General features: G+C 39.2%; 14 protein-coding genes and 2 tRNA genes. 15 read left to right on the top strand and 1 reads right to left on the bottom strand.

Annotated features, from left to right (window positions below):
• Positions 1-61: 61 nt before the first annotated feature.
• From pyk to glgX, 13 genes are all read left to right on the top strand, one after another.
• The gene (gene pyk, locus P0108_RS06050) at positions 62-1,501 is read left to right on the top strand and encodes a pyruvate kinase (protein ID WP_116431777.1); all 1,440 of its coding nucleotides are present in this window, start codon (positions 62-64) and stop codon (positions 1,499-1,501) included.
• Between the two features lie 232 nt (positions 1,502-1,733).
• A tRNA-Leu gene (locus P0108_RS06045) sits at positions 1,734-1,807 on the top strand.
• Positions 1,808-2,031: 224 nt separating this feature from the next.
• Positions 2,032-3,609, top strand: coding sequence for an alpha-amylase (locus P0108_RS06040; RefSeq protein WP_415691623.1), 1,578 nt, complete (start codon positions 2,032-2,034; stop codon positions 3,607-3,609).
• A 229-nt stretch (positions 3,610-3,838) separates the two neighbouring features.
• Positions 3,839-9,523, top strand: a complete 5,685-nt coding sequence (pulA, locus tag P0108_RS06035) for a type I pullulanase (RefSeq protein ID WP_473730865.1) — start codon at positions 3,839-3,841, stop codon at positions 9,521-9,523.
• A 669-nt stretch (positions 9,524-10,192) separates the two neighbouring features.
• Positions 10,193-10,819: a hypothetical protein gene (locus P0108_RS06030; RefSeq protein ID WP_004111317.1), complete on the top strand. Its 627-nt coding sequence runs from the start codon at positions 10,193-10,195 to the stop codon at positions 10,817-10,819.
• 143 nt (positions 10,820-10,962) lie between these two features.
• A complete protein-coding gene (locus P0108_RS06025) occupies positions 10,963-11,544 on the top strand; it encodes a tryptophan transporter (RefSeq protein ID WP_012914058.1) in 582 nt (193 codons plus the stop codon).
• A 202-nt stretch (positions 11,545-11,746) separates the two neighbouring features.
• Positions 11,747-13,630, top strand: coding sequence for an ABC transporter ATP-binding protein (locus P0108_RS06020; RefSeq protein WP_103013977.1), 1,884 nt, complete (start codon positions 11,747-11,749; stop codon positions 13,628-13,630).
• Between the two features lie 59 nt (positions 13,631-13,689).
• Complete coding sequence (locus P0108_RS06015; protein ID WP_004111322.1) at positions 13,690-14,463, top strand: energy-coupling factor transporter transmembrane component T family protein; 774 nt, start codon at positions 13,690-13,692, stop codon at positions 14,461-14,463.
• Positions 14,464-14,517: 54 nt separating this feature from the next.
• Positions 14,518-15,603 (top strand): 1,4-dihydroxy-2-naphthoate octaprenyltransferase, encoded by a 1,086-nt coding sequence (gene menA, locus P0108_RS06010; protein WP_033888750.1) that lies wholly within the window; start codon positions 14,518-14,520, stop codon positions 15,601-15,603.
• Between the two features lie 232 nt (positions 15,604-15,835).
• On the top strand, positions 15,836-16,624 hold the full coding sequence (locus tag P0108_RS06005) for an ANTAR domain-containing response regulator (protein WP_004111325.1): 789 nt from the start codon (positions 15,836-15,838) through the stop codon (positions 16,622-16,624).
• A 78-nt stretch (positions 16,625-16,702) separates the two neighbouring features.
• Positions 16,703-19,750 (top strand): DNA polymerase I, encoded by a 3,048-nt coding sequence (gene polA / locus P0108_RS06000; RefSeq protein WP_421783135.1) that lies wholly within the window; start codon positions 16,703-16,705, stop codon positions 19,748-19,750.
• Positions 19,751-19,771: 21 nt separating this feature from the next.
• Complete coding sequence (locus P0108_RS05995) at positions 19,772-20,656, top strand: Nif3-like dinuclear metal center hexameric protein (RefSeq protein WP_004106979.1); 885 nt, start codon at positions 19,772-19,774, stop codon at positions 20,654-20,656.
• An 81-nt stretch (positions 20,657-20,737) separates the two neighbouring features.
• The gene (gene glgX / locus P0108_RS05990; RefSeq protein WP_012914065.1) at positions 20,738-22,867 is read left to right on the top strand and encodes a glycogen debranching protein GlgX; all 2,130 of its coding nucleotides are present in this window, start codon (positions 20,738-20,740) and stop codon (positions 22,865-22,867) included.
• A gap of 107 nt (positions 22,868-22,974) precedes the next feature.
• Here the strand turns inward: glgX and P0108_RS05985 are convergent, their stop codons facing one another.
• The gene (locus tag P0108_RS05985) at positions 22,975-24,078 is read right to left on the bottom strand and encodes an ABC transporter permease (protein WP_421783137.1); all 1,104 of its coding nucleotides are present in this window, start codon (positions 24,076-24,078) and stop codon (positions 22,975-22,977) included.
• Between the two features lie 184 nt (positions 24,079-24,262).
• Here P0108_RS05985 and P0108_RS05980 point away from each other — a divergent pair.
• A tRNA-Pro gene (locus tag P0108_RS05980) sits at positions 24,263-24,336 on the top strand.
• A gap of 81 nt (positions 24,337-24,417) precedes the next feature.
• Complete coding sequence (aroA, locus tag P0108_RS05975) at positions 24,418-25,779, top strand: 3-phosphoshikimate 1-carboxyvinyltransferase (protein ID WP_033888764.1); 1,362 nt, start codon at positions 24,418-24,420, stop codon at positions 25,777-25,779.
• The last annotated feature ends 71 nt before the right edge of the window (positions 25,780-25,850 follow it).

Here is a 25,850-nt window from a genome sequence, read left to right as displayed (position 1 = left end):
ATGGTTTCTATCATTAAATCGCTCATAAAAAATAAACAGAAATAGAAAATAGGTAGGCATTATGCGTAAAGCCAAAATCGTTGATACTATTGGTCCAGCTACCGAATCCTTGGAAGGTATTACCAAGCTTGTTGAAGCCGGTATGGATGTTGCTCGTTTGAACCGTTCTCACGGCACTCCTGAAGATCATTTGCGCGTTTACAACAACGTTCGTGCAGCTTCCAAGTCCACTGGCCGCAATGTTGCTGCTCTTGTTGATTTGCAAGGTCCAAAGATTCGCTGCGGTTGGTTCAAGAAGAACGCTGAAGACGAAGATAAGGTTTATTTGGAAGAAGGTCAGGAGTTCATCATCACTACTGATGATGTTGAAGGTGACGAGCACCGCACTTCTACAACTTTTAAGGGCTTGCCAGGAGATTGCCACGCAGGCGACCCAATCCTTATCGATGACGGTAAGGTTCGTCTTGAGGTAACCAAGGTAGAAGGCAACGACGTTCACACTAAGGTTATTGTTGCTGGTCCAGTTTCCAGCCACAAGGGCATTAACCTCCCAGGTGTTGCAGTTTCTCTTCCAGCTTTGACTGAAAAGGATGAGGCTGATCTTCGTTGGGCTATTCGCACCGGCGCTGACATTATTGCTATGTCCTTCGTGCGTTTCGCTACCGATATTGATCGCGCTCACGAAATCATGGACGAAGAAGGTCGTCGTATTCCAATCGTCGCCAAGATTGAAAAGCCACAGGCTGTTGAAAACTTGGAAGAGATTGTTAAGACCTTCGATGGCATTATGGTTGCTCGTGGTGATATGGCTGTTGAAATGCCTCTCGAAGAGGTTCCACTGGTCACCAAGCGTTGCATCGAGCTTTCTCGTCGCTATGCAAAGCCAGTTATCGTTGCTACTGAAGTTCTTGGCACAATGGTTAACTCTCCAGTTCCAACTCGTGCAGAAGCTTCTGACTGCGCTAACGCTGTTCTCGACGGTGCTGACGCAACAATGACTTCTAACGAAACTGCTGTTGGTAAGTACCCAGATGTTACCGTAAAGACCATGTCCCGTATTTCTCAGTACGCAACTGAGCACGGCTATGATCGCATTCCTGCTGTTGAGCTTGATATGTCTAGCACCGGTGCTGTTTCTTCTGCAGCTGTTGATTTGGCAGATAAGCTTAATGCTAAGGCTATTGTTGCTTACACTCAGACTGGTCGCACAGTTCATCGTATTTCTCGTGAACGTCCAACCGCTCCAATCTTTGGCTTGACTAACAATGAGCACACTTATCGTTGGTTGGCTTTGAGCTGGGGCACTGAAGGCTTCTTGATTGATGAAGATTACCATGACATGAATCGTCACGATTTGATGATCTTCACCGACAAGGTTCTTCGCGAAGCCGGTAAGGTTTCCGATGGTGATCAGATTGTTATCTTGAGCACTGCTCAGGGTGAACGCCAGGCTGGTCGTACTGACTCCATCTACGTTCACACCGTTGGTGCTTGCGACTAATTATTTGATTCTGCGTTCTTGTACTAATACGCTAGTTCTTCTAGTTTAAGTGCATTTGCGCAGTAGTATAGTTTGCATAATGCGCGCTAGCTGTTTTGCAGTTTGCGCGCATTATGTTATGTATGATCAATATTGTTGATTTGCGACACGCGCAAAATGCTTTAACTATTTGCATGTGGCTTAAAGTGTGCTATAGTCGACAAGTCGCAAAAAAATGCGGAAAATTAAAAATGCCCCTGTATCCCAATTGGTAGAGGAAACAGCCTCAAAATCTGTGCAGTGTGAGTTCGAGTCTCACCGGGGGCACGTGCACGACGTCGCTTAGCTTGCTAGGCGACGTTTTTATTTTGTATTTTAATGTCTCGTACATAAACAATAAGCGTATAATAATAAAAGTATTCTCGCACAATGAAAAGTGCTGTACGTATGTGAAAGGAACAACGATGATCCACAGTGCACAATTGCAAGTAAGTGAGCGTAAAAAAAGTAATTATGCTTGCGAATTAATCGATAATTACAAGCGCAATGTAATGTGCTCTTTTACTGCAATTGCTGCAATTGCTGCTGTAGCAACAGTATTAATGTGTATTTTTGCTATTGTCCCAAACTCTTCGGCATTTGCTTCAACTAAATCAACAGACGGTCTTCCGCCAAAAGGTGTGATTGTTACTGCTTTTCAGCAAAATTGGAAAAGTATTGCAAAAGAGTGTAAGCAAACTTATGGTCCTGAGGGTGTGAGTTATGTACAGGTTTCGCCGCCGCAGGATCATATTAAAGGTACAGCGTGGTGGACTTCTTACCAGCCAGTTAGTTACAATCTAAATTCAAAGCTTGGCACTGAAGACGAGTTTAAAAATATGATTACTACTTGCAAGGCTGCTGGTGTTGGAATTGTTGTTGATGCTGTAATTAATCACACAACCGGCGATGGTAATAAAGATACTGTAGGTGTTGGCGGTAGTAAGTATGATGCGGCAAATCAAAGCTATCCGGATGCTGGTTACACAAAAGATGATTTTCACCAAATAGATAAAGATATTTACACATATAAAGATGCGCAAGTCGTTTGGAATTATCGTTTAGTTGGTTTGCTTGATTTGGATACTTCTAAGCCGCATGTGCAAAAAATTCTTGGTAACTATTTTGCAAAATTGCTAAAAATGGGTGTTGCAGGCTTTAGAGTTGATGCCGCAAAACATATGTGTCCTGAGGATGTGAAAGGCATAAAAGAAGCTGCTGCTAAAGCTGCTGGAACGAAGCCTGAAAACATATGGTGGATGCAAGAAACAATTGGTTTCCCTGAACAAGATCCTAAAATTCAGCCGGATCAATATGTTGGTACAGGCGAAGTAGATGAGTTTGAATACTCGTATCGCTTGCGTAATTATTTCTATGGTTCAATTGAGAATTTGTCTCATATTACAGATCAGCTTATTCCTAATAAGAAAGCCGCTATTTTTGTGACTAACTGGGATACTGAGCGTGACAATTCGACTCGAGTTCTCACTTATAAGGATGGAGCAAAGTACGAGTTAGCTAATGCTTTTATGCTTGCTTATCCTTATGGAACACCAAATATTTATTCTGGATATAAGTTCACGCAGCGCGATGATGGTGCTCCTGGTGCAACTGATACGCACATTCCAGATGTAAAGTGCGGCAAGAATTCAAAGTGGCAATGCGCTCAGCGTTGGACTTCGATTCGTGGAATGATTGGATTCTATAATGCTGTTAAGGGCACGAAAGTGACTCAATGGCAAGATGACAACGATAATAACATTGCTTTTAGTCGCGAAAACAAGGGATTCTTGGCGATTAACAATACTGACAAGCCTAAAAATGTGAGTTATAAAACTGATTTGCCTGATGGTGAGTATTGCAACGTATATGCTTCACGTAAATGCTTTAGCACAGTTACTGTAAATGGTGGGAAAGTAGAGACAACTATTCCAGCTTATTCTGCTATTGCTTTGCATGTTAAGGCTGTAGAGCATTTTGGAAGTACTTCCACGTTTAGTACTGTTACGATGATTGTAATTGTTTTCGCTGTGCTATTGATTGAACTAGCTTTGATTTTGCGCAAAAATAAGGCAGGTTCTAATAAGTAGGATGTGAAGTAAAAGACGATTTGGAAATAAATTTATATTGATATTATTACAGTTTTTGTATAGTTATTGCAATATTGTCAGTATGTAGATGGTATAATTTTCTCCGCTGATTGTACATATTATTAGGCGATGGTTAGCATCATAGTTGTGCTAGCCATCGCTTGTGTATTAGAGCTATTAATGCGTCCAAGGAAGGAGCGCGTTAATACCAATGGAGGAAAGGATACTGATGAGTCATCGTCGACACTTTGCATCGAAGATGGTTGCTATTGTTGCGTCTGTTGCAATGCTTGTAACTGGTTTTGCTGTTACAATTAGCGCAAACGCTGTGACTAGCGGGGAGTCTAGCAATAGCAAAGAAACTTCTTCGAATGTAACTCTTAAAGGTAAAGGTGTTATTGTTACTGCATTCCAGCAGAATTGGAAGAGTATTGCTCAAGAGTGCACTAAAACTTATGGCCCTGAAGGTGTGAAGTATGTGCAAATTTCGCCTTCTCAGGATCATATTAAAGGTAAAGCTTGGTGGACTTCTTACCAGCCTGTGAGCTATAAGCTTGATTCTAAACTTGGCACTGAAGCTGAGTTTAAAGATATGATTAAAACTTGCAAAGCAGCAAAGGTTGGAATTATTGCAGATGCTGTAATTAATCACATGGCTGGCGTTGATAATAAGGATACTGTTGGCGTTGGTGGTAGTAAGTATGATGCTGCTTCGCAGACTTTTGAAGACGCTGGATACACTAAGGATGATTTCCATAAGAGCACTGAAAATATTAAAGATTACACGAATGCTGAAGAAGTTTGGACTCACAGACTTGTTGGTTTGCTTGATTTGGATACTTCTAAGCCGCATGTTCAGCAAGTTTTAGGTAAGTATTTTGCAGATTTGTTGAAGCTTGGTGTTGCTGGTTTCCGTGTTGATGCTGTAAAGCATATTTCGCCAGAAGATATGAGGGGCATTAAAGCTTCTGCTATAAGGCAATACAACGAAAGTGTTGAAGATAGCAAAAAGATTCATGACATCTGGTGGATGCAGGAAACTATTGGCAATCCTTCAGAAGCTCAACAAATTCAGCCAGCTGCGCATTTGAATGAAGGCGAAGTTAACGAGTTTGGCTACTCTTACCAGCTTATGCAAAGTTTCAAAGGCTCGCTGATGAAGGCAAGTAAGCCTTTGAACAAAGTTCAAGACGGAATGGTTAAGAGCGATAAAGCTGCTATTTTCGTTACGAATTGGGATACAGAGCGCGGTAACAGCGTGCTTACGTATAAGGACGGTCGTCGTTACGCTTTAGCAAACGCTTTCATGCTCGCGTGGCCATACGGCACTCCAAACGTGTATTCCGGATACAAGTTCGATAAGAATGATGATGGTGCTCCTGGTGCAACTGAAACGTCTGTTCCGGAAGTAACTTGTGGTGCTAATTCAAAGTGGCAGTGCACTCAGCGTTGGACTTCGATTCGTGGAATGATTGGATTCTACAATGCTGTTCAAGGTGCGAAAGTCACAAATTGGCAGGATGATGGCGATAACAACATTGCTTTTAGCCGCGAAAAGAAGGGCTTCTTAGCGATCAACAATTCTCTTGACGAAAAAGAAGTTTCTTATAAGACTGATTTGCCTGATGGTGAGTACTGCAATGTGTATGCTGCAGGAGACTGCTCTAAGACTGTTAAAGTTGAAAAAGGTGAAGTTAGAACCAAGATTGGCGCTCGCGAAGCAGTAGCTTTACATGTTAATGCCACAAAGGCTAATCCTCCGGCAGGCTCTGCCGCAGACACATCTGATCCTCAATATGGTGAAGAAAAGCCTGATGCAGGTATGCCAGAAGATCCTACAACGACCATTTACTTTAAGCCAGATGAAAAGTTTAACGGTAAAAAAGTATATGTTCACTACGGTATAGGCTCAAGCTGGACTCAAGCTCCTGGCGATGAGATGCAAAAGGCTTGCGATAGTTGGTATAAGAAGACAATTAGAACCAATGACAAAGTTTATGAAGCAGTGTTTAACGATGGCAAAGGTTACTGGTATCACGAAGGAGATAATAATAACTTTAAGATTCCAGCTCACACTGATTCGTATGTAGCTCAAGATCACAAGGGTAGCGTTGGAGTAAATCCTTGCCCAGTAGCATATAATCCAAAGACTACTGTTCGTATCCACTACAAGCCAAAAGCTGGTGATACTCGCGATATTGGCGTTTATTTGTGGGGCAAAGACAAGGATGGTAAAGATTTACCTGGAGCTTGGCATAAATTTAATGGCACTGATAAATTCGGAAAAGTTTTTGAAACTACGGTTGATGGTTCTTTTGAAAACAAGTCACTTTCCTTTATTACTACTACAAAAGATTGGAATAAAGACGGTGGCGATCGTGCTATTGAAAACTGCGCAAGTGGTCTTGCTGAAGCTTGGGTAACAGGCGGATCGGATACTACGCAGTTTGCTGCTCCAGACAACCTTAAGAAGAAGCCAAAAGAGCTAAAGGTAACAGTTCATTATCGCAGGAATGCTGGCGATTATGAAGGCTGGAACATGTGGACTTGGAATGACGGAACCGGTGGTACTGCTCGTTACTTCACTTCGCATGACGATTATGGCAAAGTTGCAACCTTTACTGCTAAGAATGATGCTGGTATTGACAGTGTTGGCTTCAAAGTTAGAAAATCTACGCCAATTAACGCTTGGGATCAACAAGATCCTAGCAATCGCAGTATTCCAAACAATGCGATTAAGCTAGATGCAAATAATCCAAACAAGGGTAGTGCTGAAGTCTGGTTAATGCAAGATGACATGACAGTGTACTTAAACGCTACTATGCCACAACTTACAGCTCACGTGATGTCTGCTGATATTGCTGGCTTAAAGAAGTTAGTTGTAAAAGTGTCTGGTGACGTGTCTTCTGTAAAAGATTCTGACGTAACACTTTTGGATACTAGTGAAAATCCTAGCAAGAAAGTTGAAATTGCTTCTGCTAAAGCTAATGGTTCAGAGATTACTATCGAAACCAAGAATGACCTTAATATTAAGCATAAGTATGAGTTGAGTATTAAAGGATTAGCTACAGGTATTAAGCTTTCTGCTTCCTCAAAAACTGGTGCTAGCGTAATTCGTACCGATGAGTTCGATAAGAAATACGCGTACAATGGTGATGATTTAGGTGCTGTGTATTCTGCTTCTTCAACTACTTTCAAGCTTTGGGCTCCAACAGCAACTGAAGTAAAGCTGATTACTTATAAGTCGACTGCTGAAAAAGCTGAAAAAGACAAAGAAACAGCTATGAAAGCAGAAGATCGTGGCGTATGGTCTGTAAAGCTTGAAGGTGACAAAGCTAATACAGCTTACGCATATGAAGTTCATTTTGCTGATGGCACAGTGAATGTTTCTGCTGATCCTTATGCGAAAGCTGCAGTAGTAAACGGTGAGCGTTCTGTTGTATTAGCAGATAAAGACGCAGGCAGTGCTGGAAATCGTATGCCAAAGTTTACGAATCCAAGTGACGCAACAATTGCAGAAATGGATGTTCGTGACTTTTCGATCAATCCAAACTCTGGTATTAGCGATGCTCATCGTGGCAAGTATCTTGGCGTAGTAGAAGAAGGCACTAAGACTAAAGATAAGCAGAATGTTTCTGGCTTTGATTATTTGAAGTCGCTTGGTGTCACTCACGTACAAATCATGCCAATGTATGATTTTGGTTCTGTGAATGAAACTGGTGACTTGAGCTATGGAAAGCAAGGCGCTCAAAACTGGGGTTATGATCCGCAAAACTACAATGTTCCTGAAGGATCTTACTCTACAAATCCTGCCAATCCAACAACGCGAGTTCAGGAAGCTAAGCAAATGATTGCTGGCCTTCATAAGGCTGGTTTGCGCGTGATTATGGATGTTGTTTACAACCATGTTTACGACGCACAAAATCATTCGTTTAACAAGACAGTTCCTGGATACTACTTCCGCTATAAGGATGGTGCTCTGAATGGTAATTCTGGATGCGGTAACGATACTGCGTCTGAACGTCAAATGATGCGCAAGTATATTTTGGATTCTGTGAAGTATTGGGCTACGCATTACAACCTCGACGGCTTCCGATTTGATTTGATGGGCTTAATTGACCTGAAGACTATGCAAGAAGTGCGTGCTGAGCTTAATAAGATTGATCCTTCAATTATTGTGCTTGGTGAAGGCTGGGATATGAATGAACTGCTTCCTAAGAGCGAGTCTACTATTCAACCAAATGCTTATAAGATTCCAGGAGTAGCGTTCTTTAACGATTCATTCCGCGATTCTGTAAAAGGTTCTGTGTTTGCTGCTAAGGGTACTGGTTTTGTCAATGGCAATACAGATAAAGGTGTTAAGGCTTTGCTTGAGCATAATTTGCTTGGTTGCCAATTTGGCACGAGTAGTACTGTTAAGTGCTGGAATGGTAATGCTGAAACGCACTTTGCTGATGCAGGTCAAATTGTTCAGTATGTTGAAGCTCACGATAACTTGTCGTTGTATGATAAGCTAAAGGTCTCTGCTCCTAACGACACTGAAGACGTACGATTGAGACGAGTAAAGCTTGCAAATTCAATGATTTTGCTTTCTCGCGGCATGCCGTTTATTCAGCTTGGTCAGGAATTCTTGCGAACTAAGAATGGTAACGATAATAGTTACAATGCTGGCGATAAAGACAATGCTCTTGATTGGAATCGTGCTGCTGACAAGTCTGATTCCGTGAACTATTTCAAGGGATTGTTGAAGCTACGTAAGAGCATTAAATCTCTTCGTGATTTTGATTATGCAATAATTAACAAGAACATGAAGATGATTGATGGCACTCCTGATGGTGTAATTGCTTACACACTTAACGATGCAGATAAGCAATATGTTGTAGTGTTCAATGCTAATAATGCTGAAACTCAAGTAAAGATTCCAGCAGGAAAGTATTCTGCACTTGTTGCTAATGGCAAAGTGAATGATACTGCTCAAGATGCAACTGTTGCTGATGATGGCACATACAAGATTGCTCCTGTTTCTACAGCAGTATTGCTTAGTAAAGATAAGGAATCTAAGCCAATTCCTCCGGATGCAAAGCCTGGTGATGAGCCTGGCAAACAGCCTGAGAATCCGTCTGAGCCTGGTGAAAAGCCAAAGCCTGGTGAGGATCCTAGTAAGAAGCCTGAGAAGCCAAAACCTGATCAGCCTGGCACAAAGCCAGCTCCAGCTCCAAAACCTGGTGAGCATCAGCAAGTTCCTGCTCCTGCTCCGAAGCCGACTCCGTCTGAGTCCAGTGAACAATCAAAGCCGTCTAAGCCTTCTGTTCCGTCGGAAAAGCCAGTTCCGTCGGAAAAAACAGAAAAGCCGGCTCCAGCTGATTCTGCTAAACCAGCTCCAGCTAAGCCAGCAGAATCTACTCCTGTACCTGTTGCTCCGAAAACAGTTCAGCAGCTTAATCCAGAATTAAAGGGAACTCTTAGCGTTGGTAACAATAACGTTGCAACTGCAGGTGTTGTTAACAGTGTGAGAATTAATGTTGTAAACAAAGAGTTCACCGAGCGTTTGCAGCGTGATGGAGTAGTTTATGCTTACGCGTATATCTATTCATCTCCACGCTTGCTTAAGGGTGCTGATGGTTCAAAGTTTGTGACTGTTCGCATGGTTAATGGCAAGCCTCAATTTGATGCTCAGTTCCCAGCTGGATATACCGGAAAGCATACGGTTGTTTTGGTTGACGAAAAAGGTAATCAAGTTGCTTGGACTGAAATAACAGTAGTAAATAATGCTGTTAAGAAGAATGTTCATGCGTTAAGTTCAACAGGCAGTAGTGTAGCGCAAATCGCATTTATTATTGCAATATTGTTGCCTGTTGCAGGTGCTTTCTTGATTAAAGTAAGGCGTTCTAAGCATCTGTCTTGCAATTATTAAAATCCAAAGTGCTTTTCGCATAATTTTGTGTTTTGTGATTAAGTACTGAGGTTTTAATAAAAAATGAGGGTAGTAGCAATTGCTAAGCTATTACCCTCATTTTTTATTTTTGCTTGCGTGTTGCGCTTATTTTTAGAAATTTTTTGCTTTGAATAATTTCGGGCGTTTTTTAAAATTATAGTAGCTGTTTTCCTTATGTAAGAATGGTTTATAGGAGATTTTTAAAAAGTAATGTTTTGCTTATATTTTTGAAAATATGATTATATTTTACGAATCAATATTTGCATTTGTACTTTTGCAGTGTTAGCATCATTTCCAACACAAATAAATATCGAATACTTCGGTTGAGGTTTGTGTGTGAGCCACAGTCAGCTAATGAGCTTAAGGAGGCAGTTATCATGCGTAACATGAACATGAATGCTGAATCTCACAATGCTCTTAACGCTGCTCGTATGTGGTGGTGGCAGTCTTCTCTTTGGTGTGAGTTTACTCTGAAGTTTTAGAAGCTGCGTATAAAAGCTTATAAAAGACCTCCGGGGTAAGCCCGGAGGTCTTTTTGTATATAAGCTTAAATTTTAAAAAATAACCAAATCACAAATCACAAATAACAACAAAATATTCGATAGCTTTGTATTCAAATAATATGAAGCTTAAACAAGGAGAGAAATCATGGCTCAAGAAATTAACGAAACCGTTAAGGAAGCTTACAACAATGGTGCAAACGCAACTACAGATGCTGCAGCTGCAATGATGCAAAATGTGAAAGTTAAGAATCACGCATTAGATATTACTTCACTGGTGTTAGTTGCAGTGCTTTTTGCTGCAGGATGCATTCTTGACTTTACTGTTGCAAAGTCTCTTTCTATTGGAAATATTCAGCCTGAGTTCGTTATTGCTTCATTCTGCTTGTCGATTTTGCTTGTTAGACCGAAGATTTACCAGGGTGCTATTATTGGTGCTTTGGCTGCAACGTTAATTCAATTTAATACTTCGATTCCGTTCCTTGAGTATGCTTGTGATATTCCAGCTGCAATCATTATGACTGCAATATTAATTGGTTATATTCGCGTGTTCCCAAAGGATGCAGCTCGTAAAGTAAGCGTATTCCCATTTATTGCTACTTTCATTACTACAGTAATTTCCGGTTGCATTTTTGCTCTTATTGCAGCTTTCTTTATTCTTCACTCTCCAAATATGGTAATGGTTATGTTGCCAATTATTTTGGGAACTGCAGTATTTAATGCAGTTGTTGTTGAAGTGCTTTACGCTCCAATTCGACTTGTTTTGCACAAGTAAAACAACATTGAAGAATAAGTAAATAAATTAACTTGAATAAACGCAAACAAATATAAACAAACATAAATGAATGTAAGTAAGCATAAATAAATATCAAAAGTCGATAATTAAAATTTGATTATCGCATTATGAAGGAGAAGATTATGAATCAGGAAATTAGCGAACATGCAGATAGCATGATTAATGCTGTAAGCATTAAAAAGCATGCTTTAGATATTACGTCTTTAGTGTTGGTTGCAGTTCTTTTTGCAGCAGGATGTATTCTTGACTTTACTGCTGCAAAAGCACTTTCAATTGGAAACATTAAACCAAACTTTTTAATCGCATCATTCTGTCTTGCAATCTTGCTTGTTCGTCCAAATGTTATTCAGGGCGCGATTATTGGTGCTTTGGCTGCAACTTTGATGCAATTTAACGCATCTATTCCTGGTCTTAATTATGTTTGCGATATTCCGGCAGCGATTGTTATGACTTTGATGATTATGGCTTATGTTCGCGTTTTCCCTAAGGATGCTGCTAGAAAGTTCAGTATTTTCCCACTTATAGCAACTTTTATAACTACAGTTGTTTCTGGTTTAATATTTGCTTCTACTGCATCTTTCTTTGTTCTTCATTCTCCTAAGACGATTTTTGTTATGCTTCCAATCATTTTTGGAACTGCTGTGTTTAATGCTGTTGTTGTTGAAGTGCTTTACACCCCAATTCGACTCGTTCTGCATAAGTAAGTGTTTGAATTTGTTTTGGATGATTTATTTTAGATGATATGTATTTTGGATAATATGTATTTGATGATTTTGTTGAATAGTTTGTGCTGGATAATATGCAGCAAGTCATATAATCATCAAAGAATATAATCGCAGAATAAATATAATCGTAAGATATCATTAGTAATTGTAATTGTTAGGTTTCTAAGAGTTAGGAATTATTGTGCCTTTGCTTGAGCTAAAAGATGTGTCTTTTAAGTATGTGAATCGGAATAAAGATGATTCTTTAGACTCTTCAGAGGCACAAGATTCCACTTTTGCACTAAAAGATGTAAGTCTTAGCGTAGAATCTGGCGAATTTGTGGGAATTATTGGTCCTTCTGGCTCTGGAAAAACAACTCTTGCTTCGCTTTTTTCTGGCGCGATTCCGCATCATTATTCTGGCGAACTTTTAGGAAGCGTTAAGATTGCGGGTCAAGACACTAACAATCTTGCTTTAACTAACATTGCTTGCTTGGTTGGATCTGTTATTCAAGATATTGATGCGCAAATGGTTGCCGCAAATGTTGAAGATGAGATTCTTTTTGGCTTAGAAAATTTTGGCGTTGCGCATAGCGAAATACCAAGTCGAATAGATGAAGCTTTGCAAATTGTTGGCATTAGTGATTTGCGTAACCGTGATTTAGACACTTTGTCTGGAGGTCAAAAGCAGAAGGTTGCAATTGCTGCTATTCTTGCGCTAAAGCCTAAAGTTATGGTGTTAGATGAGCCGACGTGCGCTTTAGATCCTGTTTCTTCTAAAATGATTTTTTCGATTCTTAAAGATTTGAATAAGAATTTTGGAATAACGGTTGTTGTAATTGAGCAAAAAGTTGCGCTTTTAAGCGAGTATTGCAAGCGTTTAGTTGTGCTTTCTAATGGCATTTTGTCGCTTGATTTGCCTGTTAGCCAAGCGTTGAAAAATATGGATTTGCTTTATTCTATTGGAATAAATTATCCGCGTACTACGCATTTGGTTAATGATTTACAGCGTGAGAATATTTGCTCTAAAAGCGATTTGCCTGTGTCTGTAGAAGATACAGTAAATACTATTGTTAATACGATTAATAGTGAAAAATCTTTGACTTCACATGTTGATTCACATAGTGAATTTGATAATCGTGAATGCGATTCAAATAAATCGGCGCTTGCTTGCGACTTTTCACACGAATCGCAAGTCTCTACACAATCTTACGCACAAAATAAATCGAAAAACGATTCACCATGTCTTTCGCTTAAAAACGTCAGTTTTTTGTATCAAAGTGGCGTTAGTGCGCTAAAAAACGTGTCTTTTGAAGCTTACGCTGGAGAGCTCGTAACTCTTGTTGGTAGAAATGGTGCTGGCAAAACAACTATTACCAAAATTATTAATGGTTTATTAAAACCAACAGAAGGCAACGTAACAATTGATGGCGTTGACACTAAGTCTCTTCGTATTAGTCAAATAGCAAAATATGTATCTACCTTATTTCAAAATCCTGACCGACAATTATGCAAAGAAACGGTACTTGAAGAAGTTACTTTAAGCTGTATTTTGATTGGTCAGAATGAGGACGAAGCTAAAGCTCACGCAATGGAAATTATTGATGAGTTGGAGCTGGATTCTGAAGCTAGCCCGTTTATGCTCTCTCGTGGCCAGCGTCAAATGGTTGCTTTAGCTGCAACAGTTGTAACAAATCCTAAGATTCTTCTTCTTGACGAGCCAACTTGCGGTCTTGATTACAAGGAATGCATGAGAATTATGCAAGTTGTAGAGCGTTTAAGAAAAAACGGTTGTTGCGTGATTATGGTTTGTCACGATATGGAAGTTGTGCTTGATTATGCAACTCGACTTATAACAATTAATGATGGAAAGCTTATTATTGATGGTTCAGCGTACGATGTGTTTGAAAAACCGGAAGTGTGCTCTGCTGCAGCATTGTATCCACCATTATTGTGTTCCGTTTCTCAAGGCTTGGTTGCGCATGGATTTAATAAGTGCAATGGCTTGTATGTGCGCGAAGAATTAGTAGAAGCGTTGCGCGGCGAAAAAATCACAAAACAGACTGTACAGAATCAGCAGAATTAACAGAAGCAATAGCAAATAAAAGTAGCAAATAAAAGTAGAAGTAAAGGCGTCTGATATTTATGAAAACGAGATTATTAACTTACCAGCCAGGTAACACTTTTCTTCATCGCACTAATCCTATTGCAAAACTAATTCTTGCTACGAGTGTTGTAATAAGCGTGTTTATTGCTAAACAGTATTCCGCGCTTATTGCGCTTGCAGCTATTATTTTTATTGGCATGGCTTTTACTCGTGTTGTTAAAACATTATCTGGTCTTATTAAAGCTATGTTAATAATTTCTTGCGTAATGTTTTTGCTGCAGACTGTTATTGCTCAAAGTGGCAACTATATTTTCTTGTGGTTCACATTGCACGGCATTGATATTGGTGCAAAAGCTGCTTTGAGATTGTTCTGCTTTGCTTTTCCTCTTGTTACCGTACTAACAGTAACTAAATTAAACGATCTTGCAAATGCTGTAGTCCAATATTTGCATATTCCATATTGTTACGCTTTTACTATAACTACTGCGGTTCGTTTTGTGCCTATTTTTGCGCAAGAAATGTCTCAAATCACAGAAGCTCAAATGGCTCGCGGAGTTGAATACGATAGTAAAAATCCATTTAAAAAATTAAAACTTATGATGCCTCTTATTGTGCCTCTTTTGGTTTCTTCAGTGCGTAAAGCAGATAGTTCTGCACTAGCAGCGGAAGAGCGCGGTTTTTATTTGCGCACACGCAAGTCTTCGTATTACAAATACCCATTCGGATGGCGTGGATTCTTGTCTCTAGTTATTTCTGCACTTATTATTGCTTTACCAATATGCACTTCAATCTTTTTGCCAAATTTAGTATAAAATATTTGTGTAAATCATAAATAAATAAATCATAAATAATTTATGAGGCTTTTGATGAAAAGTGTAAAAATTTGGCTTAAGGGTGCAAGAATTTACACGCTTCCAATAGGCTTAGTTCCTGTTGTTATGGCGTTTGCGGTTTCATTTAGAATGATACGATTTTCGTATTTTGAAGAACCAGTTATGCATCTAGAGCAATGTTTTATACAATTTTTCTTGTGCTGCATGGTTGCTGCGTTTATACAAATCGCCGTCAATTATGCCAATGATTATTGTGACGGATTGAATGGCTTGGATGAGAATCGTAGTTTGCGTGCTTTAAGTAGCAATAATTCAAAACCTTTGTGCGATGTATCTTGGCGCCTTGCAAATGCTGGAATTTCCGCGAAATCTGTGCTTAAAGCCGTAATAATTTCTGCTTTTATTTCTTGTATTTTTGGTTTGATTATTGTTTTGCGAACTGGAATATATTGGTTTATTTTACTTGGAATTGCGTGCTTTGCTGCAGCATGGTTTTATGCAGGAGGTAAACATCCTTACGGTTATAAGGGTTGGGGAGAAGTAAGTGCGTTTGTATTTTTCGGCCCTGTTCCTTTTATTGGTTCGTTATGCGCAATTACATATGGAATTGGTATTCCAGAAACTAGCATATTTATCAATAACAGGCAAAGGATTTTGGCTTGTGTGCTAATATCTTGCATTCCTGGTGCTTATTCGGCTTGCTTAATGATGGTAAACAATCTTCGAGATATTAAAAGCGATAAAGAACATGGAAAAATAACTGCTATGGTTAAAATTGGCGAGCGCAATGGCAGACGTTTATGTGCTGCTATGAGCATTGTTTCTGCTGTTCTTTTGATTGCATATTCTGTTTTGATTATTGCGTTACCTTCAGCAGTGCCGTCAATATGGCGCTTTTATAGTGTTGAAATTTTCCTCAGTTTTAGTGCAATTGTATGCAATTCTTCGTGGCATTTATTTTTTGCTACTTTTCAGTGGATTTTATTGTTGGTTATTATTATTAAAGCCTATAAATTTACTAAATGTGTGCTTATGGGTGACTATAAGGATGCTTTTCCTATGTGCGTTGCTCAGGCAATACTTGGTGCGTTGGCTGTATTATTATCTGCGATTATATAAAATAAGCAAAATAGTGCTAATTGTATGTGCTTGTTCGCGCGTCTTGCAATTCTTATGATATTATTAATTGACACGAACATGGTGCGCATGCGGTATTTTAATGACTTGCAGATTGTGTTATGATGCGCAATTTTCGCTAGTGTTTGTGAGTGTGCCGTTGCGCGAACGCCATGTTAAAGATGCATGGCGATGTTGTCCTGTGAATGTGTGGCAATGAAGTGAGGTTTTGGATATGCCAGGTATGGATGAAAATGAAGGGACAGAGCCAGCAATGCCTGAGGTACTTACTGATGATGAGCTGCGCAAAGCTGCAGATGATGAAGCTGTTCAGCGAGAAGCTAAAGAAAAAAAGGCCAATCATATTCGTACTGTAGTAGTTGCAGAAGATGAATCAGTTAATCGTATGGATTTAGTTGCAATGCTTGAAGATAACGGATATCAAGTTATAGGTCAGGCTGCTAACGGTCAAGAAGCTATTGAGTTGACTCGTGAAAATCATCCAGATGTTGTATGCATGGATGTTAAGATGCCTGTTATGGATGGCATTACTGCCGCTGCAACAATCTGTGATGAGAATATTGCTCCTGTAGTAATGCTCACTGCTTTTTCACAGTCAGATTTAGTAAAACAAGCAACTGGTGCTGGAGCGATGGCGTACGTTACTAAGCCATATGAAGAATCTAAACTTCTTCCTGCTTTGGAAGTTGCTATGGGTCGCTTTAGTGAAATCAACGATTTATTAGATAGTGTTGAGCGTGCAGAAAACAAGTTACACGATGCTGAAGATCAGTTGAAGAAAACAGAAGAAAAGTTGAAGAAAGCTGAAGATACTTTAGAAGAACGTAAGCTTGTAGACCGTGCTAAAGGTCTTCTTATGGATAAGGCTGGATTCTCTGAGCAGGGTGCTTTCCGCTGGATTCAAAAAACTTCTATGGATCAGCGTATCCCTAAGAAGCGTCTTGCAATGGCTATTATTGCAAAGTATAGCGATGATAAAGTAGAATCTTCATCTGAAAATTAGTAGGGTTATATTTATTCATTTTTATATAAGTGCATAGTTATTTATTAGTAATTACGGAACGTGGGTGAGTAGTCAACAGTGAATACCGACATCGTTGAAGAACATTCTTCGGAACTTAAGAATGAGAAAGGAACGTTGTTGGTTGTCGATGGCCATTCTCTTGCGTTCCGTGCTTTTTTTGCAATATCTGCGGATAATTTTTCTACTCGCTCTGGGCAAGCAACAAATTCCATTTGGGGATTTATTACTATGCTTTCACAGGTTGTAAAAAAAGAGAAGCCTGACCGCTTAGCTATTGCTTTTGACGTTAAAGGTGGAACTTTTAGAAATACTATGCTGCCTCAATATAAAGGTACTCGTGATGCTGCTCCACAGGAGCTTCTTTCGCAGCTTCCTATCATTCAACAGATGCTTAAAGCTCTTGGTGTCACTTATATTGAGAAACCCGGTTATGAAGGTGATGATGTTATTGGCACTCTTGCAGTAATGGGTTCGAATGCCGGTTATAGAACTTTAGTACTTTCTGGCGATCGTGATGCATTCCAACTTATAGATGACAATATTACTGTTTTATATCCAGGACAGCATTTTAAAGACTTAAAAGAAATGGATAAGAATGCTGTTTATGAAAAATATCATGTTACGCCTAAGCAATATCCTGATCTAGCAGCGTTAAGAGGAGAAACTGCAGATAATATTCCAGGAGTTCCAGGTGTTGGAGATGGGTACGCTGCTAAATGGATTAATCAATTCGGCAGCCTAGAAAATATTATTGAACATTCGAATGAGATTAGCGGTAAAAAGGGAGAAGCTTTAAGAGAAAATATTGATCAAGTTCGTTTAAACCGTAAAGTTAATGCTTTAGTTTGCGATTTGGATTTAGGCGTAACTGTAGATGATTTGTGCTTTGGTGATGTTGATGCTGCAAAATTAGGAATCTTGCTGTCTCAACTTGAATTTGGCGAATTAAAAAAGAGAAAGATTCTCAAAACTTTTAGCAACGGTATGCAACAATCTATCGAAAATAATATGCGTATAATGTTTTCGTCTACGTATGAAGGTGACGCTAATAATGATAAGCTAGCTCAAAGTGCTCAATCAAATATTGACGCAGAAAATTTTCAAGAAATGCTAGCAGGCATTGACTTACATCATGTTAAAACTGTAGAGGACTTTATTGATTGGGAGAATTCAGTTTCTTCTTTGCTTTATACAAAAATAAAGAAAGATTCAAAAAATACTGAAGACACTTTTGAAGAATTAAATTCCGAAAAAATTATAAATAATTCTCGTAAATGTGCCGAACCTATACTGAAAAATCAAGAAGTTGTAATATACGCTCATGAGTGCAATAAGAATTCAAAACATCATTTTGAGTTGATTGCAGATTGTTTAATAATTCTTATTGCTAATAAAGCTGCAATATTATATACGACTGATTTGCAATCGTCAGATCAAGCTTTGCTTGAGATGTTACGAAAGTTCTTGCAAAAAAATTCCTCAATAACAGTATTGCATGATTATAAAAAGCATTTGGGATTGCTAAAATCGCTAAAATTATTCGATTCGAATAATTCATTTGGCACTCCACTTCTTGATACTCGATTGGCATCATATTTATTGGAGCCTGATTTTCGAGCTGAAACGTTAGAAAATATGGCTGAACATTATTTAGATATTCAGTCAGATGAAGATAATTTGGGTGAAAATGAAGCTAAGCAGGGTGAGCTTGATCTTCTTATTGACGATGGAATGCCAGCTAGTGAAGAAGAAACTAATGAAAAGCAAACTCAAGCGTGTGAAGCTAAATTCTTAAGAACTACGCTTCTTATTCGTCTTTTGGCTCTTCATTTTGCTTCAACACTTGATGATAGAAAACAAACTGGTTTGATGACTGATTTGGAAATGCCTATTTCGCGAGTTTTGCGTGGCATGGAAGACGTCGGTGCTGCAGTTGATATGCAACGTTTAAGTGGTATGCTTAAGCAATTTTCTGCAGATGCTGAGTTTGCGCAAAATATGGCTTGGAAAGTTGCAGGTAGTTCTGTTAATTTACAAAGCCCTAAGCAGCTGCAGCAAATACTTTTTGAGCATTTTGGTCTTAAACCTACTCGTCGCACAAAGAATGGCTCGTACACGACTAATGCCGAAGCTTTGCAAGCTATGTACGTTAAACTCGATCCCGAAGAACCTGCAAGTCAATTCTTGGGTGCTTTACTTAAACATCGCGAAACTAATAAATTGAAACAGATTGTGCAAAGTTTAATTGATGCAGCTCATTATGACGATAGGCGCATCCATACAACTTTTGAGCAGACTATTGCAGCAACTGGACGTTTAAGTTCTGCTGATCCTAATCTTCAAAATATTCCTAATAGGAATGCTGCTGGTCGTGAAATTCGTGCTGCTTTTATTCCAGGAGAAGAATTTGAATATTTAATGAGTTGTGATTATTCACAAGTTGAGCTTCGTATTATGGCCCATGCATCTCATGATAAAACTCTTATTGAAGCATTCCGTTCCGGCGTAGATTTTCATAAATATGTTGCTAGCTTAGTTTATAAGATTCCTGTTGAACAAGTAACGCCGGATCAACGTTCTCACGTAAAAGCTATGAGCTATGGATTGGCATATGGATTGAGTACTTATGGGCTGGCAAAACAACTTTCTATTAGTCCGGCTGAAGCTGAAATGTTAAAAAATAAGTATTTTGATACTTTTGGCAATGTTCATGACTATTTGGAATCTCTTGTGTCGAAGGCAAAAGAACTTGGGTACACAGAAACTATGTTTGGTCGACGTAGGTATTTCCCGCAACTTTCTTCCAATAATCGTGCATCTCGTGAAGCTGCTGAGCGCGGAGCTCTTAATGCTCCAATACAAGGTACTGCAGCAGATATTATGAAACTTGCTATGCTTCGTGTTGATTTGGGATTGCGTGAAGCAAAAGTGCGCAGCCGCGTAATATTGCAAATACATGATGAATTGATTCTGGAAATTTCACATGGTGAGCAAGCGCAGGTAGAAAATATTGTGCGTAAAGCTATGGAAAATGCTGTGCATTTAGACGTTCCTCTTAATGTTTCTACTGGAGTTGGTGTAGATTGGCAACTAGCAGCGCATTAGCACTGCTTAAAGGTAGAAGAAATGATTAGATTAAGCAAAGTAATTGAAGCTATAGAAACATTGTACCCATTAAGCTTTGCTGAAGAGTGGGATGAGCCTGGTCTTATTGTTGGAGACTTGAATTCCCAAATTCAGCGAATCGTATGTGTTAGTGATCCTACGATTAGCGCAGTTGATCGAGCGTTATCAATGGGTGCAAACCTATTAGTGACTCATCATCCGCTATTTTTCAAAGCTGTGCATGGAGTTTCAAACGAAACTGTTCGTGGCGAAATTGTACAGCGCTTAATTAGTAATAATTGTGCGCTATGGGTTGGTCACACTAATGCGGATGTCGCGTGGCGCGGAGTTGCTCATGCTGCGGCAGAGTATTTTGGTCTTCATAATTTGCGCCCAATTGTTGTTTCTAAACAGATTGATTCTGCTGGACGTAACATTGGCTTAGGCAGAATTGGTGTTTTGGATGTGCCAATATCATTGCGTGATTTTGCGCAAAATGTTTTTAACGTTCTTCCTCATACAAAAGTTGGTGTTCAAGTTGCTGGAAATCTTGATGCGAAAGTTAGTACAGTAGCTGTTTTGCCTGGTTCTGGGGAAAGCTTGTTAGATGAAGTTCGCAAGGAAAAAGTTGACGTATATGTTACAAGCGATTTGCGTCATCATCCTGCACTTGATGCAATTGAGCGAGCTAAATATGAATCGAAACTGCGTCTTTCTTCTGGTGAAGATTACATTCAACACACATATCCTATGATTATTAACACTTCTCATAGTGCTATTGAATCATTGTGGTTTACTTATGCGATTAATGATATTGCTGATTGCATAGAAGAAATGTATGGAGAGCGTCCAGAAGTTGCTTGGTTAGGTGAAGCTTGCGATCCATGGAATTACGTTATTAATTGAGGCTTTCATTTAAATTCAATCTTTTTTTAAATAACGTCAACATGACGTGAAAACTACTCGAATATATGAGATACTTATATTATGCATATACGACCAGGTTCCATGTATCCGCTTGGCGCAAACTATGATGGCGCTGGCGTGAATTTTGCGCTGTTTTCCGAAGTTGCTAAGCGTGTTGAATTATGTTTATTTGATGAGCATGATAACGAAACACGTATTGATATGACTGAGCAGAACTCATACGTGTGGCATAACTATGTTTCAGGCATACAGCCTGGTCAGCGTTATGGTTATCGTGTTCACGGACCTTATGATCCTTCTCATGGTTTATGGTGTAATCCTCATAAGTTGTTGCTTGACCCATATGCCAAGGCGATTGAAGGAAATATAGACGGTGATGAGAGTCTTTTCTCGTATTGGTTTGATAATCCAGATGATATTTCAGCAATGAATACTTTAGATTCTGCGGATCATACGATGAAGGCTGCAGTTATTAATCCGTATTTTGATTGGGGTAATGATCAGCACCCTATGATTCCGTATCATGATTCCGTTATTTACGAAGCTCATGTTCGTGGAATGACTAATCTTGATAAACGTGTTCCTCCAGATATTAGAGGCACTTATGCTGGACTTGCACATCCAAGCGTTATTTCTTATTTAAGGAAGCTTGGTGTTACTGCAATAGAATTGATGCCTATTCATCAGTTTGTAAACGATTCTTTCTTGCAAAATAAAGGATTAAGTAACTACTGGGGATACAACACTATTGGTTTCTTCGCTCCTCAAAATTCTTACTCCAGTTCTGGTCAGCGCGGAGAGCAAGTTAACGAATTTAAATCAATGGTTAAGGCATATCATGCTGCAGGTATGGAAGTTATTCTAGACGTGGTTTACAATCACACTGCTGAAGGCAATGATCGTGGTCCTACTTTGAGTTTCCGTGGTATTGATAATCGCGCATATTATCGCCTTGTAGATAATGACCAGCGTCATTATTTTGATACTACCGGTACTGGTAATTCCTTACTTATGCGTTCTCCAAAAGCATTGCGGTTAATCACAGATAGTTTGCGTTATTGGGTAACTGAAATGCATGTTGATGGCTTCCGTTTCGATTTAGCAGCAACTCTTGCGCGTCAGTTCCAAGAAGTAGATAAACTTTCTGCATTCTTTGACATTATTGAGCAGGATCCTATTATTTCAAGTGTAAAACTTATCGCTGAGCCTTGGGATATTGGTGTTGGTGGATATCAAGTTGGTGGATTCCCTCCAAGTTGGTCCGAATGGAATGGAAGATATCGCGATTGTGTCCGCGACTTTTGGCGTTCACAACCATCTACATTACCTGAATTTGCCAGTAGACTTATGGGTAGCTCAGATTTATATGAGCAAAATGGACGAAAGCCTGTAGCTTCCGTGAACTTTATTACAGCTCACGATGGCTTCACTATGAACGATTTAGTTAGCTATAACGAAAAGCATAATGAAGCTAATAAGGAAGGCAATTGCGATGGTGCGAACGACAATCGTTCGTGGAATTGCGGTGTTGAAGGACCTACTAATATTCACGATGTTAATGAATTGCGTGAACGTCAAATACGTAATTTGTTCTCAACTCTTTTGATGAGCCAGGGTATTCCTATGATATGCGCTGGTGATGAAGTCATGCGTACGCAGAAGGGCAATAACAATGCTTATTGTCAAGATAACGCTATTTCGTGGATAAGCTGGGATTATAACGAAACTCAACGAGATATGTTCGATTTCGTTTCCAAGCTTATTCACTTGCGATTAAAGCACCCTGTGTTGCATCGTCGTCGTTTCTTTACGGGTCGTTCTGCTGGAGATGATGTAAGCGATATTCCACAAGTTGAATGGCTTGATCATAACGGTACTGTTATGGATATGGAGGACTGGTCAAATACTCATGCTTTATCTGTGATGATTTATTTGAATGGTTCGGATATTCCAGAAACTGACTGGTATGGAACGAGAATGGTTGATAATGACTTTATTCTTATTTTTAATGCGCATTATGAACCTATTACTTTTACTTTGCCAGATAAACGTTATGGTGAGAAGTGGAAGTTGATCGTGGACACATATAATCCAAAGGGTCCAGAATTGTTATATGAGGCAGGATTTAATATTGTTGCACAATCTCGTAGTTTCTTGCTTCTTATGAGTGAGCATAAACCAGAACATTAAATATTATGCTTTATTTGTAAAGAATTTCGTGACTTGTAAAAACTAAAAGCAGCGCAGAAATTTAAGTTTCTACGCTGCTTTTGTTAGTTTAATTTATCTTTTTGTTCTTATTCTATTTGTGCTTTTGAGCTTCTATTTAATACTAAAGCTTGATTTATTTTTGATTGAAGACGATCGCTTTGCATAGCCGCAACTTGTCGTGAAAATACAATAATCCATCCAAGAAATAGCAGACACGATAATGCTTCAACATTTGTAAGAGTATTATTTCCATGTATCCACTGATTTCCTGCCCACGCAGTAAGAATAACCGCTAAATCGGAAGCAATATAGAATGTGCGAGAAAGCTTAGGCGCAAGCCATGGAAGACATACAAGCATTGTGCAAATTAATCCTGTTACTCCTCGAGCACACAAATCATGTAAGAAAGGATGTGGTGTGTATCTAAAAGTTCCTATTCCAATAAACGATATTCCTCCAAGAATCAGCAAAGCTGCCATAACAGTTGTGCGCATCTTGAAGTGTTTAATTAGTTTTTGGCTATTGTGTTGCAGCATTTCATGCTGCGTTGCAACGAATTCAGTAATAGCAAAGTAGCTCGTTATGATAATGCAAATTCCTGACAAAACAAGTGTTGCATTAAACATACTAGCTGCAAATGTTGTGCGGTCTCCAAGTTGAGAGAAATTATTGTTATACCAGCACGGATCATCTGTCGTAAGACCTGCAGTTGCAGCTCCAGAAATAACGAATAATGGCAGGAGAGAAGCCACTGTTTTAGCTTCGAGAAGTTCAGCCTGAATAAGAGTTGCGTATCCAACAATTCCAGATAATGCTGAGCATAATACTGGTAAATAACTGTTCATTGCTGCTCTGCCAATAATACTATTAATAATAGATAGCAAAGCAAAAGACATAAGAAACATTGTCGCGCCGTAAATCGTAGAAAGTGCTGTTATTTCAAACGCATGCTTAGCTACTCGAATTAAGTGATGGCTGATAACTTTTTTATTTGTACGCAAGTATCCAACAATAAAAGCGCCTACGCTGCACAAAGACACAATAGTTGAAGCTGTAAGGAATAGTCGCTGACTAATTTGCCAAAACGCTGGCATTGTTACCATATACATTCTCATAATAATCATTCCACAAGCTGCGCAAACTATGAATGATATTAAGCCCATTGCCTCTGTTCGCTGGAAGCGTCCCATACTTAGCCCCTTTTTCTTCAAACTAATTCTATTGTATCGTTTGGTAGCTAGTAATGAGTTTTGCTAGTTGAATTTTGTAATGAAGAAAAAATTTTCATAATACGTGTGTCGTAATTTGCATTTGTCTGCAAAGTGCGCTATTGTAATTGATTGTGCTTGGAACTGGTAATCAGTTCAAAAGTCTCGGGGTGTAGCGCAGTTTGGTAGCGCGCCTGCTTTGGGAGCAGGATGTCGCAGGTTCGAATCCTGTCACCCCGACTTTTTATATCTAATGAAATATGCGTATTTTTGCTTTTTATTCTTATTTAGCAGTACATGTTAATCGATAGTATTCATAGTATGAGTGATATTAACGATATTGCAGATTGCACTACTCCTTGGAAAGCACCGTATGCTAATCATCAATTAAAAGCTTATATTGAGGTTCCTGGCAGTAAATCTTTGTCGAATCGTTATTTAATTTTGGCAGCTTTGGGCACAAAATCAGTAGTTTTACAAGGATTATTGCGCTCGCGCGACACGGATCTTATGATTAACGCTTTATCTACATTTGGCGTTAGATGTGAGTCATTAAATGAAGATGGAACTAAGCTTCGTGTAATTCCTCCAGAAGACGGAGTTTTTAGAGTTCCAGATAATGCTGAAGTGTATTGCGGTTTAGCTGGAACTGTAATGCGTTTCGTTGCAGCTTTAGCTTTATTTGCAAATAAAGCTGTGCGATTTGATGGCGATAAGCAAGCTTATGCTCGTCCTATGAAGCCAGTTCTTGACGGTTTAGAGCAGCTTGGTGCTCGCGTAAAATATCACGAAGAAGAGGGTTTTTTACCTTTTACTATTACGCCACCTTCAGTCGAATTTAAAATAAATAATTTTTCTGAAAAAATCGTGCAAATTGATTCTTCTTCATCATCACAATTTATTTCTGCGCTGCTTCTGATTGGTTCACGTATTCCTGGTGGATTAGAGCTTAAACATATTGGTGACACATTGCCAAGTATGCCACATATTCGCATGACTATGGACGATATTTGCAAAGCGGGTGGGTCTGTAAATATGACTAGCAACGCAATGTGGCATGTTAAAGAGAGTAAAATAAATCTAGCTAACGTTGTTACTATAGAGCCTGATCTTTCTAATGCTGCGCCATTTTTAGGAGCATCATTGATTGCTGGAGGAAGTGTCAGTATACCTAATTGGCCGTTTTCTTCAACTCAACCTGGAGGATTGCTTCCTGGAATATTAGAAAAAATGTGTGCAAAAGTTAATTTTGAAAAAACAGGTGATGATGCTGGAATAATGCATGTGGAAAGCGATAGTGCGATTAAAGCAATTCCATATCTTGATTTGAGTGCAGCAGGGGAGATTGCTCCTAGTATTGCAGCTATTCTTGCTTTTGCGGACGGTCCAAGTGAACTTCATGGTATCGCGCATTTGAGAGGGCATGAAACGAATCGTTTGCAAGCGTTAGTTAATGAATTGAATCGAGTTGGGATTGGCGCTAAAGAGCTCGAAGATGGAATTCGTATTGAGCCAAGTAACCATATGCATGGGGAAGTAATGGAAACTTATGCGGATCACAGAATGGCAACTTTTGCTGCAATGCTTGGATTGCGCATAGAAAATATAAGAATCAAAAATATTTCTACTACTCGCAAAACGATTCCTGATTTTCCAGGCATGTGGCATAAAATGCTTGAATAACAAATAATCCCGAGCCTTTTTGACCCGGGATTATTTATATCTATTTATTTGTTTGTTCTACGCAGTTAAGC

The organism is Gardnerella sp. c10Ua_244 (assembly GCF_055818055.1).
This window is presented reverse-complemented; position numbering and strand designations above follow the sequence as displayed.